Genomic DNA, 15,251 nt, shown 5'->3' on the forward strand with positions numbered 1-15,251 from the left:
TTAGGCTTCGTAAAATAAGGCTGACGTTGCTTTATCGGCCACTTGCGATGACAGCGATGCGGCAACGGCTTCGTCTGAGTAGTCTTGGTGTTTTTCTGGGTTCATGCCTAATTTTTTAATTAGCTTCATGTCGGCATCGGCCTCTGGGTTTTCGGTTGTGAGTAGCTTATCACCATAAAATATTGAGTTAGCGCCTGCAAAAAAGCACATTGATTGCATTTGCTCGTTCATGGCGCTGCGACCTGCTGATAAACGCACATAGCTGTGTGGCATCATAATACGGGCGGTAGCTATGGTACGTATAAATTCAAAATGATCTAAATCGTCTACGTTTTCAAGCGGTGTGCCTTTTACTTTTACCAGCATATTAATAGGTACGCTTTCTGGTTGTTGTGGTAAATTTGCCAGCTGCATTAATAAACCGTAACGGTCGCTTGCTCGCTCGCCCATACCGACAATACCGCCTGAGCATACTTTCATGCCGGCATCGCGTACGTGATCTATGGTGTTTAATCTGTCTTCAAAGGTGCGCGTAGATATAATTTGCTCGTAATATTCAGGCGAAGTGTCGAGGTTATGATTGTAGTAATCTAGCCCTGCGCTACTCAGCTCATGTGCTTTTTCGTTAGTAAGTTTACCAAGCGTCATACAGGTTTCTAGGCCAAGTTCTTTTACTTCTTTTACCATTTTAGAAATATACGGCATGTCTCTGTCTTTTGGATCTGACCATGCTGCGCCCATACAAAAACGGGTTGCGCCTTTTTGTTTAGCTAGGCGTGCTTGCTCTACCACTTTTTCTACTTCTAGTAGGCGCTCGCGCTCTAAGTCGGTTTTATAATGCCCCGATTGCGGACAGTATTTACAATCCTCAGGGCAAGCCCCTGTTTTAATAGATAATAAAGTAGATATTTGTACTTCGTTAGGATTAAAGTTAGCGCGATGAACCGATGCCGCCTTAAATAATAAATCGTTAAATGGCATTTCAAATAATGCCTTTACTTGGGCGTGGGTCCAATCGTGGCGAACAGGTGCAAGTTCCATAGTAGTCTCTTATTTTTCTCAGTGGTGATGTTGGATTAGTCTACGTCTTGAAGTACCATTGTCAACGAAACCCACCACGTTAAAGTTTACATATGAATAAAAAACAAACGATTGACCTTGATTTTGATCGTGACCATATTTGGCACCCTTATACATCAATGACACAGCCTATCCCGGTTTACCCTGTTACTCATGCAAATCATAATTTAATTTACCTAGAAACCGGCGAGCAACTCATTGATGGCATGGCCTCATGGTGGAGCGCAATTCATGGCTATAATCATCCGGTATTAAATAACGCCATGATTGAACAAATTAATAGTATGAGCCATGTAATGTTTGGCGGCATTACCCATAATAGCGCGGTAGAGCTGTGTAAAAGGCTTATTACAATTACCCCAAAAAGTTTAACTAAGGTGTTTTTAGCCGATAGCGGCTCGGTAAGTGTAGAAGTAGCGATTAAAATGGCGCTGCAATATTGGTTAAGCCAAGGGTTTACAACTAAGCAAAAATTAATGACGCCGTATAAGGGTTATCATGGTGATACATTTGCCGCTATGAGCGTGTGCGATCCGGTTAATTCTATGCACAGTTTGTATAAAGGTTTTTTACCAGAGCATGTGTTTGTACCCGCCCCTGTAAGTAAATTTGATGGCGAGTTTAACCAAGCAGAAGCCCAAACACTTGAACAATACTTTAAAACGCACCACCACGAGGTAGCCGCCTTTATTATTGAGCCCATAGTACAAAACGCCGGCGGCATGAACTTTTATCACCCCGCGTATTTAGCCTGCGTTCGTAAATTATGCACGCAATATAATGTATTACTGATTTGCGATGAAATAGCCACAGGGTTTGGCCGCACAGGTAAATTATTTGCTGTAGAGCACGCTAATATAGAGCCAGATATTTTATGTATTGGTAAAGCCCTTACCGGTGGCTCAATGACGCTTTCGGCCACACTAACCAGTGATAAAATAGCCACAGGCATTAGTGAAGGCGAAGCTGGCGTTTTGATGCACGGACCTACATTTATGGGCAACCCGCTTGCCTGTGCGGTTGCGTGCGCCAGTATAGATTTACTTTTAGCGCAGGATTGGCAACAACGCATTAGCGATATAAACACTCAACTACAACAGCTTAAAAAGTGTAATGATTTAGATGCGGTAGCCAATGTGCGTACCTTAGGCGCAATAGGTGTTGTAGAGCTAACTGATGCCGCTGACAATGTAGATGTTGCTAAAATTCAAGCCTTTTTTGTAGAGCAAGGCGTATGGATTAGACCCTTTGGTAAACTTATTTACCTAATGCCCCCGTATATAAGTGACTCAGCCAGTATAAACACCTTATGTGATGCCATTTACACTGCAATTGCAGGTAAGCATTACTGCTAAGTGTTAAATTATACCTAAGAGGCATAGTCATTATTTGCCTGTTAGGTATTAATTTTGCTCAGGTTTTGAGCTTTGCATTGACGTATTTGTTATATTGATTTTAGTAAATATTACGGATATGATAATGTCTATCATTTACAATTACCTTTTCGGACTCTTTACTATGAAACACCTTTCTAAATCTGTAAAAACATTAGGTGCAAGCTTATTGTTAGCTTCTGCTTTTGTAACGCAACCGGCGCTAGCTAACGGCCCAATTGGTGAGCACGTAAACCATTTACAAGAAAACATTAAAGACTATTCAGAAGAAGTTGAATGGATGGTTGGTAAAGTAGACACCATGGTAACTGACTACAGCAAAAGCGGTGCAAAGACTGTAAACAGCGACGATTTAATTGAATATTGGGAGTCGGTTAAGTTTCACAGCGCTATTGAAACTAACTTTGTGCCTGTATATGCCTCAATTTGGCAAGGTATTTATGGTGTAAAAATGGCCATTGATAACAACAAGCCTGCCCAAGAAGTGCGCAATCAGCAAAAAGCCATGAACATAGCCTTGTGGCAAGGTCTTGGTGCTGTTAAGCTTGCGGCAAAATTCCAGCAAAAAGGCTTACTTGATACAGTTAAAGCCACTGCTACAGAAGGCATGACCCAAAGTGCCACCATTGACGAAATCAAGCACAAGCTTGACCGTGTTGTTGCTAAATTTGCAGAGCGCTTAAACGAAGAAGCCACTGAAATTGTTCACGATACGTATTTACACCTTTTTGAAGGCGTAGAAGGTACGCTTATCGAACAAGATGCAAAACTAGTAGAAGTGCTGGAAAAAGATTTTAACGTAACACTACCGCAAACAATTAAAAGCGCTAAAAGCGTTGATGAAGTACGTGACGTGGTAAGTGATATGCACACTAAATTAGACCGCGCTAAAACGCTAATAGAAAAAGCGGAGAAGTCGCGTAAGGATGTTTTTTAAGTGAAGCGTAGGACCTTTATACAAGGCCTAGCTGCGTTAGGGGTTGTTGGCGCTTTGCCACTGCCCCTTTCTCGCGCACTAGCTGCCGATATAGCAAACCCAGTTTCTGTTGATAATTTACCAAAGCTTAAAGGTGATTTAACCTTATACCTAGGCCGTGGTGAAGGTGGTTTGTATGAAAATGTATTACAAGCGATTCAGAAAAAAAATCCTGACTTTAACTTAGCAATTCGCCGCGGTCCGACTGCTGCACTTGCCAATACTATAGTGGCAGAGGCAAAGGCAGGTGTACGCCGTGCCGATTTATTTTGGGCGGTTGACTCAGGCGCTATTGGCCTAGTTACCGATGCAGGCCTTGCAAAGCCCCTACCGAGTGATTTATCTGCACAGTTACAACCACAATTTAGATACGATCAATGGGCGCCGGTTACCGGTCGGATCAGAACCTTACCGTATAACACATCGCGTTTAACTAAAGATCAAATTCCAACAAGCATAATGGACATTGCAGATAGCGATTTATCAATTGGTTGGGCACCTGCTTATGCATCGTTTCAATCGTTTGTTACCGCTATGCGTATTTTAGAAGGCGATGATAAAACCGCTAAATGGCTTAAAAAAGTTAAAAAGCGCGCTAAAACATACGCCGGTGAACTCGGTGTTGTAATGGCAGTAGAACGTGGTGAAGTAGATATTGGTTTTGCTAATCACTACTACACGCTGCGTCTTAAATCGGGTAAACCCGATGCTAAATTAGACTTAGCCTTTACCGAGCAAGATGCAGGTTGTTTAGTCAATGCCTCGGGTATTTTAACGCTAAACGATGACCCACTTGCTACTAACTTTATGCGTTACTTATTAAGCGAAGAAGTACAAGGTTATTTAGCCCGAGAAGCGTATGAAATACCGCTTGTTAATGACATTACTCAACCGCCAGGCTTACCGTCGCTGAGTGACATATCTCCACCAAAGGTTGATTTAACTCAACTTGCGGATTTACGCCCCACCATCAACTTGATGCGCAACAACGGCGTTTTATAAATGCGAATACCTGCTTCTTACCCAATGGCGCTGCTTGCAGCGCTCATTACGATTACCCCTGTTTATATTTTAATTACCCTTGCTAGCGACACCAGTACCCTTTTTGACAGTCATAATTTAAAAATACTGGGCAATACGTTATCGCTAATGGGCTTAACCGTATTAGGCTCGATTCTGATTGGGGTACCACTGGCTTTTATAAGTGCTTATGTGCATTTGCCTTTTAAAAAAATATGGCTGGTGATTTTTGCCGCGCCCTTGGCTATTCCAAGTTATATTGGCGCGTTTACTTTGTACGCTGCGTTTGGCCCAGGGGGTGAAATAAATAACCTACTTGGCTTTGAAACCCCACCCATGTACGGGTTAAGTGGTGCAGCCATTGTAATGACCTTATACACCTTCCCTTTTGTAATGATGACGACACGCTCGTCCCTGCTTAGTTTAGATGCCAGCATGGTAAACGCAGCGCGCACTTTGGGTATGTCGATGACACAAAGTGTGTTTAAAGTAATTTTACCCCGTGTAGTTAACGGTATTGCAGCGGGCTCATTATTAGTGGCGCTGTATACACTTTCAGACTTTGGTACACCCGCAATGATGCGCCTAGATACCTTTACCCGGGTAATTTATGTAGAATACAATGCGTTTGCATTAGGGCGCGCCGCGATGTTGTCGCTGCAATTAATGGTTATTGTTGGCTTTTTACTTTTAATAGAATCACAAATAAAAACCGCCTCTGAACGACACGGTCGTCCACTGGTTTTATTTCCAACTAAATGGCAAATAACCGCAATGATTGCTGCGTTTGGCCCTATTTTATTGTTAGCTATTGGTTTACCGCTGGCGATATTTTTTGTTTGGCTAGCACGCGATGGTTACAGCAATTTTGACTTTAGCATAGCGTGGAACTCAGCGTATGCCTCAGCCATTGCTGCCATAGTGGCGGTTATTGTGGCTATTCCTGTTGCTCATGCCGCATTAAGCGGAAAAGCCGGCAGAATAATGGAGCGTGTTACCTATTTTGGTTTTGGTATTCCTGGCATTGTCATGGGCACCGCGCTGGTATATGGCGGCTTGCAACTCCCGTTTTTATATCAAACATTAGCGCTTCTGATTATTGCTTACATGCTACGATTTTTACCGCTTGCCGTTGGCTCTATTCGCACCAGTACAGAGCATTTAGATCAAAGCTTAATAAAGTCGGCGCGCGTATTAGGCGCAAGCCCGCGTGAAGCCTTTACTCGCATTACCCTGCCGCTAACAATGCGTGGTATTATTGCCGGTGCTGCATTGGTATTTTTAGAATCAATGCGCGAGCTTGAAGCAACGCTATTGCTAGGCCCAACCGGGTTTGAAACCCTTTCAACCTATTTATGGCGTGTGTACGAAGCCGGTTATTTTGGCCGTGCTGCCATTCCCGGATTATTGTTAGTGGTGATTTCTGCCTGTGGCTTAGCTATTATGATGTCTGGCGAAAAACGTAACCAACTCGAACATTGAGGATTTAAAAACAAATGCTATCTGTAAGCCAGTTGTCTATAGATTACGGCAGTAACCGTGTAGTAAGCGATTTAAATATATCGTTAGGTGAAAATGAAATTCTCATGCTAGTAGGCCCTACGGGCTGCGGTAAAAGTACAATATTGCAAGCACTTGCAGGGCTTATCCCCATTAGTGAGGGTGAAATAAACGTAGGCAAATGGCGCGCAACACCAAAACGTAATGTGCCCCCTGAAAAACGCAGTGTTGGTATGGTGTTTCAAGACTTTGCATTGTTTCCACATTTAACGGTTGAGCAAAACATTTGTTTTAGATTAAAAGACACCGCCATTGCCGATCATTGGATTAAACTACTTGGTCTAAATGATTTTAGAGCAAAAAAGCCAGCCACCCTCTCTGGCGGTCAGAAACAGCGCGTAGCACTTGCGCGTACACTTGCTCACCAGCCAGATTTTGTGTTACTTGATGAACCACTTTCTAACCTTGATGCCGCATTAAAAGATATGCTGCGCTGGGATATAAGAAACGCCCTAAAAGAAGCGGGAGTGCCTGCCGTGTGGGTTACTCACGACCAAGAAGAAGCGCTTTCGGTAGGTGACCGTGTAGGTGTATTACAAAACGGTAAAATACAGCAACTCGATAGCCCTGAACAATGCTTTAGCATGCCAAACAACCGCTTTGTAGCACGCTTTTTAGGTGAGGCAAGCTTTATTGCTGGGCAGTTTGAAAATGGCCAAGCAACCACTAGCATTGGCGTAGCACCAGGCCAAGGTATAGACTGCGACAGTGGCGATGTAGATGTGTTGCTTCGCCCTGACGATGTACAGCTTATTCAAAACTTAAATCAACCTAACGGTGAAGTTGTTTGGGTACGCTTTGAAGGTGGCAGCCGTTTATGTGCGGTTAAATTAAGCTGTAATACGCTCGTTACTAGCCGTGTAAGCCACGAGGTTGTGGTTAATCCGGGTGACAGCGTTCATGTATCTATTGTTACTACTCACCCGCTGGCTGTGTATAAAAAACAATAATTAAACTATGAGGTAGCTATGTCTAAACAGGGCCCTAATCCAAATAACCCTGCCCCTGTTGAGGGTTTTCCTCAGGTTGGCTTTTTAAAAAACTTTATTACCTCGCCTAATATAGTTGTGGGTGATTATACCTATTACGACGATCCTGACGGCCCTGAAAACTTCGAAAAAAATGTCCTTTACCATTTCGATTTTATTAAAGATCGTCTCATTATTGGAAAGTTTTGCGCCATAGCTAAAAATGTGACCTTTATAATGAACGGCGCTAATCATCAAACCGCGGGGTTTTCTACCTATCCATTTTTTATATTTGGCAACGGCTGGGAAAAATCGGCCCCGCAGGCTGGCGAGTTACCCTTTAAAGGCAATACGGTTATCGGTCACGATGTATGGATTGGTTATGACGCAACCATAATGCCAGGGGTAAATATTGGCAGTGGCTCTATCATTGCAAGTAAATCGGTGGTTACCTGCGATGTACCCCCTTATAGCGTGGTAGGTGGTAATCCGGCAAAAGTAATTAAGCCCAGGTTTGATAGCAACACAATAAGTACGTTATTAGATATAGCTTGGTGGGATTGGAGCAATGAAAAAATCACTGCTCATCTAGATGCCATTACTCAATGTGATTTAAGCGCTTTAATAAAGCTTAAATAACCCATAAGTAACACTCACCTACCACTCAAACATGTACGCCATTTTACTAATGGTTTTTAAAGGTACGTTATGCGTGTTGCGCTTAGCGTATAAATGCTGCATAGACTTGTCTTTTACTTCACCAACAATAACTTCTTTAACTTGATAACCAAGTGCATGTGCTGCTTGAGAGTACGCAATAAACTCCCATTTTTTTATATTGGTGTTATCAACAATTACAAGCGGAATATTTTGCGCTAAAGCATTTATAAAGCGCGCTAAATTTAAATTATGATATTGCGGTAGTTTAAATTTATCAAAGTGATACTCGCCCTGTTCATTGACAAAGTAGTCATCGGTTGAACAAATTAAATACTGGCTTGTATCTACTCCACCAAGCTCATCGGCTAGGGTTTGTGCATAGTAAGACTTACCACTTCCTGGTAGCCCTCTTAAAATAAAAACTTGTTTCATAGCATCCATTTCTGGGTAATGGTAAATATTAAATAGTTAAAATTATGATGTGCTGATTTACCGGCTTAATTGTTACTTATTATTTCATCATTGTAAGCCATTAGAATAACGCTGAAGCAGTTAGCGCGCCCACTAGCTTACACATTTTGCTCGGTAATTAAATAGCCGCAAGGTTGGCTAATTTCAATCCGTAGAGACAACACGCAGTAATAATGCCACAAAATCACTAAATTTCAGAGCACCAAATAACAATAGTGGTAATTTAAAGCAAAAAACGCTTTAAAAGTAACCCACTTGCATAAAAACTTTTAAAGAGTTGCTCACAATAGTTTTTTTATTTTATTTAACTAGGTAAGATACACGGTTCAAGTTCAACGCACTAAATTTAACCGCTGCGTTGAGTAGTTAATATTATACAGTTAGGCAACTTATATCATTGGAGTGAAGATGAGCCATTTAGCGATTTCAGAGCTATTAAAAGGCAATGTTGCGGTAGACAGCCAAGTAACAGTAAAAGGCTGGATCCGTACACGCCGCGATTCAAAAGCAGGAATATCATTTTTAGCCGTTCATGACGGTTCGTGTTTTGATCCTATTCAAGCGGTAGTTCCTAATTCACTAAATAATTATGATGAAGTTACTAGCTTAACAGCCGGTTGTTCTGTGTCGGTTACTGGTGTGTTAGTGCAATCTGCAGGTAAAGGTCAGTCATTTGAAATTCAAGCTAATTCTGTAACAGTTTTAGGTTGGGTAGAAAACCCAGATTCATACCCTATGGCCGCTAAGCGCCACAGCATTGAGTATTTACGTGAGCACGCTCACCTTCGCCCACGTACAAACATGATAGGTGCAGTAACACGTGTGCGTAACTGTTTAGCACAAGCAATTCACCGTTTTTACCACGAGCAAGGCTTTTACTGGATCAGCACCCCAATCATCACAGCCAGTGACTGTGAAGGCGCAGGTGAAATGTTCCGCGTATCAACACTTGATATGCAAAACTTGCCACGCACTGATAAAGGCGACGTTGATTACAGCGAAGACTTTTTTGGTAAAGAAGCCTTTTTAACGGTATCTGGCCAGTTAAATGGTGAAACATACGCATCGGCTATGTCAAAAATTTACACCTTTGGCCCAACATTCCGTGCAGAAAACTCAAACACGTCTCGTCACTTGGCTGAGTTTTGGATGGTTGAACCTGAAGTAGCATTTGCTGATTTAGAAGATATTGCAAAACTTGCTGAAAACATGCTTAAGTACGTATTTAAAGCGGTACTTGAAGAGCGCCGTGACGATATGGAATTTTTTGCACAACGTATCGAAAAAACAGCGATTAGCCGTTTAGAAGAGTTTGTAGAAAAAGACTTTGCCCAAGTTGATTACACTGACGCCGTAGAAATACTTAAATCATGTGGTAAAAAGTTTGAGTACGCCGTTGAATGGGGTGTAGATTTACAATCTGAGCACGAGCGCTACTTAGCTGAAGAGCACTTTAAAGCACCGGTTGTTATTAAAAACTACCCGCGCGATATTAAAGCGTTTTACATGCGCCAAAACGAAGACGGTAAAACCGTTGCTGCTATGGACGTTGTAGCACCAGGCATTGGTGAAATTATTGGTGGTTCACAACGTGAAGAGCGCCTTGATGTGCTTGATGCGCGTTTAGATGAAATGGGCTTAAACAAAGAAGATTACAGCTGGTACCGCGATTTACGTAAATACGGTAGCGTGCCACACTCTGGCTTTGGTCTAGGTTTTGAACGCCTAGTTGCTTATGTTACTGGTATGGGCAACGTACGTGATGTAATTGCCTTCCCTCGTACTAAAGGCAGCGCAACGTACTAATCAAATTAATTGATTTTAAAAGCCAGCTTTTTTGCTGGCTTTTTAATGCCTGTTGTTTTTAATTATGGCTTTGTTAAATACTGTTTATAAATTAGAGATTTATAAATTTTGAACTATAGTTTTATAACGTATTCGTTATTTGGCTAATAGCATGATAAAAAACCTTATTTTAGCAGCCACCGTACTGCTTTCTTCCTCTAACATTGCAACATCAGTTTCTGATATTGCCCCCGATCACAAGCCTTTACTTATTGGCGGCTCTTCTTCGGTCTCGCACCTATTGCATTTATTAAAGCCCAACTATGAAGAGCAAACTAATACGGCCATGCAAGTCCGCTCTATGGGCAGTACTAAAGGCATTAAAGCCATAGCACAAAACATTATTGATATTGGTGCTTCATCGCGCTATTTAACCAATGAAGAGCAAGAGCAATACCCTCATGTACGTCAAATTGTTATTGCGCAAGATGCGCTGGTATTTTTTACTAACAAAAAAAATAACATTGATTCGCTAAGCGTAGAGCAGCTCAGCGACATTTATGCGGGCAAATATAAAACGTGGCAAGAAGTTAACCCAAATTATAAACCAGAGACACAAAGAGATAATAAAATTCTCCTGTTTAGTAAGGCCTATAACCATGGCACATTTGATATTTTATTAGAGTTTTTAAACCTATCTTTTATGCGGGTTCCAAATGGTAATACAATTAAACTAAAGCAGGCAGGTAACCACGGGTTATTTCCTAAAATGGAAGTGCAGATGTATGACGAATTTAACCAAGCCCTTGGCATAGTACAACGCATGCCCAATGCCATTGCTTTTGACTCTTACGGCGCAGTCTCGCAGCTGCAGGGCTCTAAAAAAATAAATAAAATAAATTTACTCGGTATCAATGGCGTTAACGTTTCAGATGAAACTATTAAAAATGGTGAATATACGTTTGTTCGCCCCCTAATTTTATTGGTAAATAGCCAATCTAGCCGCTCTGTAGAACAAGCAGAGCTGCTGCTCAATTTATTAAAAGATAAGCGTGTTTTAGATACTTTGTCAGCCCATCACTATTCTATGCTTGAGGTGGAATAAAAAAAGCCGCAGGAACCTAAGTTCACCGCGGCTTTACAACCAGAATATGTTTATAGCGCGTTTTCAAGCTGCGGTAATACCTCAAATAAATCAGCAACCAGGCCGTAATCTGCCACCTGAAATATAGGTGCGTCAGGGTCTTTATTAATCGCCACAATAACTTTTGAGTCTTTCATACCTGCTAAATGTTGAATAGCACCACTTATGCCCACGGCAATATACAGATTAGGCGCCACTATTTTACCCGTTTGCCCTACTTGCATATCGTTAGGTACAAAACCTGCATCAACGGCAGCACGAGACGCACCAATTGCAGCGCCTAACTTGTCAGCAATACCGTTTAATAAAGCAAAGTTTTCACCATTTTGCATGCCACGACCACCCGATATAACTACCTCTGCTGCAGTTAGCTCAGGACGCTCTGACTCGGTTTGTTTAACACTTACAAAGTCACTTAATTGAGTATCACTTAGTGTATCTAATGCATTTATGCTGGCAGGTGATTGTTGGCTTTGTAAGTCAAAACTACTCGCTCGTACGGTGATCACTTTTTTACTATCAAGCGATTTAACTGTGGCAATTGCGTTACCGGCGTAAATGGGGCGTCTAAATGTATCACTATCTATTACTTCTATTATTTCTGACACTTGCGCTACATCTAAAAGCGCTGCAACGCGAGGCATAAAGTTTTTACCTGTGGTGGTTGCACTGGCAACAATATGTGTATAATTATCTGCAATAGTTAAAACAAGCTCAGCCATATTTTCAGCTAACTGATGCTGATAAAGTGCATTATCGGCGGTGAGTACAGTTGTTACACCTTCAATACTGGCAACCTGTTCGCTCATTGCGCCTACATTTAAACCCGCAATAAGTACATCTATATCAAAGCCTAATTTACTTGCCGCATTAATTGTTTTTGAGGTTTCTGGTTTTAGTGCACCGTTATCGTGCTCTGCAATTACAAGTGTTTTCATTTAAATCACCTTTGCCTCTGTTTTAAGTTTCTCTACCAGCTGGGCTACATCTTCAACAATAATACCGCCACTGCGCTTAGCCGGCTCTTCTACTTTTATTAACTGTACGCGGGGTGTTAAAACAACACCTAACGAATCTGCTGCTATTACATCAAGTGGTTTACGCTTTGCTTTCATTATATTTGGCAGTGATGCATAGCGAGGCTCATTTAAGCGTAAATCGGTAGTTACAATAGCGGGCAGTTTTAGTGCAACAGTTTGCAAGCCACCATCTACCTCACGGGTTACATTCACTGTGTTACCGTTTACATCCACCTTAGAGGCAAACGTACCTTGGCCGCGCTTAGTTAAAGCCGCCAGCATTTGGCCTGTTTGGTTGTTGTCTGAGTCAATAGATTGTTTGCCTAAAATAACCAGTTCTGGGGCTTCTTGCTCAACTAATTTTGCTAATAATTTAGCAATGTGCAGCGATTCTAGTTTTTCATCGGTTTCGATGTGAATGGCTTTATCTGCACCTAATGCAAGTGCGGTGCGTAGCTGCTCTTGCGCTGCTTTTGCACCAATTGTTACCGCTATAACCTCTGTTGCTGTGCCCGCTTCTTTTAATCGAATGGCTTCTTCTATCGCAATTTCACAAAATGGGTTCATTGCCATTTTTACATTTGCTAAGTCAACGTCGCTGTTGTCAGCCTTTACGCGTGCTTTAACGTTGTAATCGATCACTCTTTTTATTGGAACGAGAACTTTCATAGGAACTCCATCTATATTTAAACCTACAAGCTAACGTGTACGTCAACCTATTTATTTTATGAATTCAGACTACTTCCTGTTGACGTAAACGTCAACCTAAAATAACCTTAAAGTATTCACAGCCTGTAACATTTAATGTGCAAGTATTAAAAAGGCTGCATTGCTTATCTAATTTAGCTAAGCCCGTCATTGATTAAGAGGTTATTATGGTCGAACGTGAAACCATGGAATTTGATGTAGTTATTGTAGGTGCGGGCCCAGCAGGCCTTACAAGTGCTATTAAGCTCGCACAGCTAGCGCAAGAAAAACAACAAGAACAAACTATCTGTGTAGTAGAAAAAGGCTCCGAGGTAGGCGCGCATATTCTTTCAGGTGCGGTATTTGAAACCAAAGCCTTAGATGAGCTTTTGCCTAACTGGCAAGAGCTAGGCGCTCCCGTCACTACACAAGTGACACAGGATGAAATTTATTGGTTTAATAACAGCGAAAAAGCCACTACTCTTCCTCGCTTTGCTACCCCTAAAACATTTCATAATGAAGGTAATTACATTGTTTCTATGGGCAATGTGTGCCGATGGCTTGCCGAGCAAGCTGAAAATTTAGGCGTTGAAATATTCCCAGGCTTTAGCGCTCACTCTTTAATTATTGAGCAAGACACCGTTAAAGGCATTATTACAGGAGATATGGGCGTTGATAAAGACGGCAATGAAAAAGATGGTTATATGCCAGGTATGGAACTTCGCGCTAAATACACTGTATTTGCTGAGGGGTGTCGCGGGCATTTAGGTAAACAGCTTATCAACGAGTTTGCGCTTGATAAAGATGTGTCACCACAGCACTATGGCTTAGGCTTTAAAGAGATTTGGCAAATAGATGCCAGTAAGCACCAGCAAGGTAAAGTAGTGCATGGTACGGGCTGGCCGCTAAGTGGCGATACCAATGGCGGCTCTTTTATGTATCACTGCGATAACAATCAAGTGGTTGTAGGGTTAATTGTTGATTTAAATTATTCTAACCCGCATTTAAGCCCGTTTGATGAGTTTCAACGAATGAAACACCACCCTGTTTTTAAGCAAACCCTTGAAGGGGGTGAACGCATTGCCTATGGTGCCCGTGCAATTGCAAAAGGCGGCCTTCACTCGTTGCCTAAAATGCATTTTGCTGGTGGCTTATTAATAGGTTGCGATGCCGGTACGCTCAATTTTGCCAAAATTAAAGGTAACCATACCGCAATGAAATCGGGCATGGTGGCGGCAGACGTTATTTTTAAAGCGCTCCAAAGTGGCCAAGCTAATACTGATTTAGCTGATTATAAAAACGCGTTTGAAAATTCTTGGGCTTATAAAGAGCTTTACCAATCGCGTAACTTTGGCCCTGCCATGCACACTTTAGGTAAGTTTGCTGGGGGTGCGTATAATACCCTTGATCAAAACATCTTCAATGGTGCACTGCCTTTTACCTTTAAAGACAACACGCCCGATTACGACATGCTAAAAGATGCAGCTAACAGCCCTCACATTGACTACCCTAAGCCTGATGGCCTACTTAGCTTTGATAAGCTCTCTAGCGTGTTTTTATCTAATACTAACCATGAAGAGTCGCAGCCTTGCCATTTAAAGCTTAAAGATCCCGCCATTCCTATTGCGGTTAATTTAGTAAAGTTTGACGAACCCGCACAGCGCTATTGCCCTGCAGGGGTATACGAAGTGCAACAAGTTGAGGGTGAAGATCAGTTTGTGATTAATGCTCAAAATTGTGTGCATTGTAAAACTTGCGACATAAAAGACCCAAGCCAAAACATTACGTGGGTAACCCCCGAAGGTGCTGGCGGGCCAAACTACCCTAATATGTAACTATTTTATGCACAAAGGTGCATTAAAAACCTATCTTTTACATATAAATTATAAACCTATCCTAAATTGCAGGGGCTTCGGCCCCTTTTTTACGGTATGCTCATAGGTAAGTTTAATAAAGTGAGTATTTAATATGCCGTCGTCAAATGTTGTATTTCGTTTTTTAGCAGAGCCTACCGATGTAAATTTTGGTGGGAAGGTTCATGGTGGTGTGGTCATGAAGTGGATTGACCAAGCGGGCTATGCCTGTGCTGCCGGATGGAGTGGTCATTATTGTGTGACTGTTTCTGTTGCTGGGGTTAAATTTAGACGCCCTATTTTGGTTGGGCAAATTGTCGAAGTTGAAGCAAAAATTGCGCACACAGGCTCAACAAGTATGCAAATATTTATTCAGGTACGATGTGGCGATCCTAAAACTCAAAACATGGTAGAAACAAACCACTGTGTTATTAGCTTTGTAGCAATGGACGAAACAGGTTATCCGGTAGAGGTTCCTGCTTTTAAAGCACAAACAGAAGAAGATATTAAATTGGAAAACTATGCAATTAAAATGAAACAAATTGCAATTGAGACAGAAAACTTGCTTCATAAAGTATAAAAGTACAATGTAAAATTCACATAGACCGTGTAAAAGGTACAACCTTTAATTAGA

General features: G+C 41.7%; 14 protein-coding genes. 10 read left to right on the top strand and 4 right to left on the bottom strand.

Translation table 11 applies throughout. The features are described 5' to 3' along the window. Positions 1-1,041: a biotin synthase BioB gene (bioB, locus tag EJ103_RS08530; RefSeq protein ID WP_126007120.1), complete on the bottom strand. Its 1,041-nt coding sequence runs from the start codon at positions 1,039-1,041 to the stop codon at positions 1-3. Positions 1,042-1,133: 92 nt separating this feature from the next. Between bioB and bioA the strand changes: the two genes are divergently transcribed. The 6 genes from bioA to EJ103_RS08560 all read left to right on the top strand — a co-directional run bounded on the left by bioA (position 1,134) and on the right by EJ103_RS08560 (position 7,637). After that, positions 1,134-2,435, top strand: a complete 1,302-nt coding sequence (gene bioA, locus EJ103_RS08535; protein ID WP_126007122.1) for an adenosylmethionine--8-amino-7-oxononanoate transaminase — start codon at positions 1,134-1,136, stop codon at positions 2,433-2,435. Between the two features lie 163 nt (positions 2,436-2,598). After that, positions 2,599-3,411, top strand: coding sequence for a hypothetical protein (locus tag EJ103_RS08540; protein WP_126007124.1), 813 nt, complete (start codon positions 2,599-2,601; stop codon positions 3,409-3,411). Beyond that, the gene (locus tag EJ103_RS08545) at positions 3,412-4,452 is read left to right on the top strand and encodes an extracellular solute-binding protein (RefSeq protein WP_126007126.1); all 1,041 of its coding nucleotides are present in this window, start codon (positions 3,412-3,414) and stop codon (positions 4,450-4,452) included. Then, positions 4,453-5,952, top strand: coding sequence for an iron ABC transporter permease (locus tag EJ103_RS08550; protein ID WP_126007128.1), 1,500 nt, complete (start codon positions 4,453-4,455; stop codon positions 5,950-5,952). A gap of 14 nt (positions 5,953-5,966) precedes the next feature. Continuing rightward, on the top strand, positions 5,967-6,980 hold the full coding sequence (locus tag EJ103_RS08555) for an ABC transporter ATP-binding protein (RefSeq protein WP_004586644.1): 1,014 nt from the start codon (positions 5,967-5,969) through the stop codon (positions 6,978-6,980). 18 nt (positions 6,981-6,998) lie between these two features. Next, positions 6,999-7,637: a Vat family streptogramin A O-acetyltransferase gene (locus EJ103_RS08560; RefSeq protein ID WP_126007130.1), complete on the top strand. Its 639-nt coding sequence runs from the start codon at positions 6,999-7,001 to the stop codon at positions 7,635-7,637. Positions 7,638-7,655: 18 nt separating this feature from the next. Here EJ103_RS08560 and EJ103_RS08565 read toward each other — a convergent pair whose 3' ends face one another. Continuing rightward, positions 7,656-8,090 (bottom strand): ATP-binding protein, encoded by a 435-nt coding sequence (locus EJ103_RS08565; protein WP_004586647.1) that lies wholly within the window; start codon positions 8,088-8,090, stop codon positions 7,656-7,658. A 447-nt stretch (positions 8,091-8,537) separates the two neighbouring features. Here EJ103_RS08565 and asnS point away from each other — a divergent pair, with 447 nt between their 5' ends. Both asnS and EJ103_RS08575 read left to right on the top strand, forming a co-directional pair. Next, positions 8,538-9,935 carry an asparagine--tRNA ligase gene (gene asnS, locus EJ103_RS08570; protein WP_024033570.1) on the top strand — a complete coding sequence of 466 codons (1,398 nt, stop codon included), beginning with the start codon at positions 8,538-8,540 and terminating at the stop codon, positions 9,933-9,935. A gap of 151 nt (positions 9,936-10,086) precedes the next feature. Further along, positions 10,087-11,019, top strand: a complete 933-nt coding sequence (locus EJ103_RS08575; RefSeq protein WP_029773616.1) for a substrate-binding domain-containing protein — start codon at positions 10,087-10,089, stop codon at positions 11,017-11,019. A 50-nt stretch (positions 11,020-11,069) separates the two neighbouring features. Here EJ103_RS08575 and EJ103_RS08580 read toward each other — a convergent pair whose 3' ends face one another. Continuing rightward, positions 11,070-11,996 carry an FAD-binding protein gene (locus EJ103_RS08580; protein ID WP_126007132.1) on the bottom strand — a complete coding sequence of 309 codons (927 nt, stop codon included), beginning with the start codon at positions 11,994-11,996 and terminating at the stop codon, positions 11,070-11,072. Beyond that, the gene (locus tag EJ103_RS08585; protein ID WP_126007134.1) at positions 11,997-12,746 is read right to left on the bottom strand and encodes an electron transfer flavoprotein subunit beta/FixA family protein; all 750 of its coding nucleotides are present in this window, start codon (positions 12,744-12,746) and stop codon (positions 11,997-11,999) included. A 206-nt stretch (positions 12,747-12,952) separates the two neighbouring features. On the opposite strand from EJ103_RS08585, the gene EJ103_RS08590 reads away from it, so the two are divergent. Both EJ103_RS08590 and EJ103_RS08595 read left to right on the top strand, forming a co-directional pair. Continuing rightward, positions 12,953-14,599, top strand: coding sequence for an electron transfer flavoprotein-ubiquinone oxidoreductase (locus EJ103_RS08590; protein ID WP_126007137.1), 1,647 nt, complete (start codon positions 12,953-12,955; stop codon positions 14,597-14,599). A gap of 133 nt (positions 14,600-14,732) precedes the next feature. Further along, entirely contained in the window at positions 14,733-15,197 is a 465-nt protein-coding gene (locus tag EJ103_RS08595; protein WP_004586653.1) for an acyl-CoA thioesterase, read from the top strand. Positions 15,198-15,251: the final 54 nt, after the last annotated feature.

It is taken from the genome of Pseudoalteromonas sp. Xi13, assembly GCF_003952205.1.
GTDB classification, from domain to species: Bacteria; Pseudomonadota; Gammaproteobacteria; order Enterobacterales; family Alteromonadaceae; genus Pseudoalteromonas; species Pseudoalteromonas atlantica.

Coding starts and splice junctions, on each gene's coding strand:
- EJ103_RS08580 (WP_126007132.1), bottom strand. CDS start 11,996: ATGAAAACACTTGTAATTGCAGAGCACGATAACGGTGCACTAAAACCA.
- EJ103_RS08575 (WP_029773616.1), top strand. CDS start 10,087: ATGATAAAAAACCTTATTTTAGCAGCCACCGTACTGCTTTCTTCCTCT.
- bioA (WP_126007122.1), top strand. CDS start 1,134: ATGAATAAAAAACAAACGATTGACCTTGATTTTGATCGTGACCATATT.
- EJ103_RS08555 (WP_004586644.1), top strand. CDS start 5,967: ATGCTATCTGTAAGCCAGTTGTCTATAGATTACGGCAGTAACCGTGTA.
- EJ103_RS08595 (WP_004586653.1), top strand. CDS start 14,733: ATGCCGTCGTCAAATGTTGTATTTCGTTTTTTAGCAGAGCCTACCGAT.
- EJ103_RS08585 (WP_126007134.1), bottom strand. CDS start 12,746: ATGAAAGTTCTCGTTCCAATAAAAAGAGTGATCGATTACAACGTTAAA.
- EJ103_RS08590 (WP_126007137.1), top strand. CDS start 12,953: ATGGTCGAACGTGAAACCATGGAATTTGATGTAGTTATTGTAGGTGCG.
- bioB (WP_126007120.1), bottom strand. CDS start 1,041: ATGGAACTTGCACCTGTTCGCCACGATTGGACCCACGCCCAAGTAAAG.
- EJ103_RS08560 (WP_126007130.1), top strand. CDS start 6,999: ATGTCTAAACAGGGCCCTAATCCAAATAACCCTGCCCCTGTTGAGGGT.
- EJ103_RS08565 (WP_004586647.1), bottom strand. CDS start 8,090: ATGAAACAAGTTTTTATTTTAAGAGGGCTACCAGGAAGTGGTAAGTCT.
- asnS (WP_024033570.1), top strand. CDS start 8,538: ATGAGCCATTTAGCGATTTCAGAGCTATTAAAAGGCAATGTTGCGGTA.
- EJ103_RS08540 (WP_126007124.1), top strand. CDS start 2,599: ATGAAACACCTTTCTAAATCTGTAAAAACATTAGGTGCAAGCTTATTG.
- EJ103_RS08550 (WP_126007128.1), top strand. CDS start 4,453: ATGCGAATACCTGCTTCTTACCCAATGGCGCTGCTTGCAGCGCTCATT.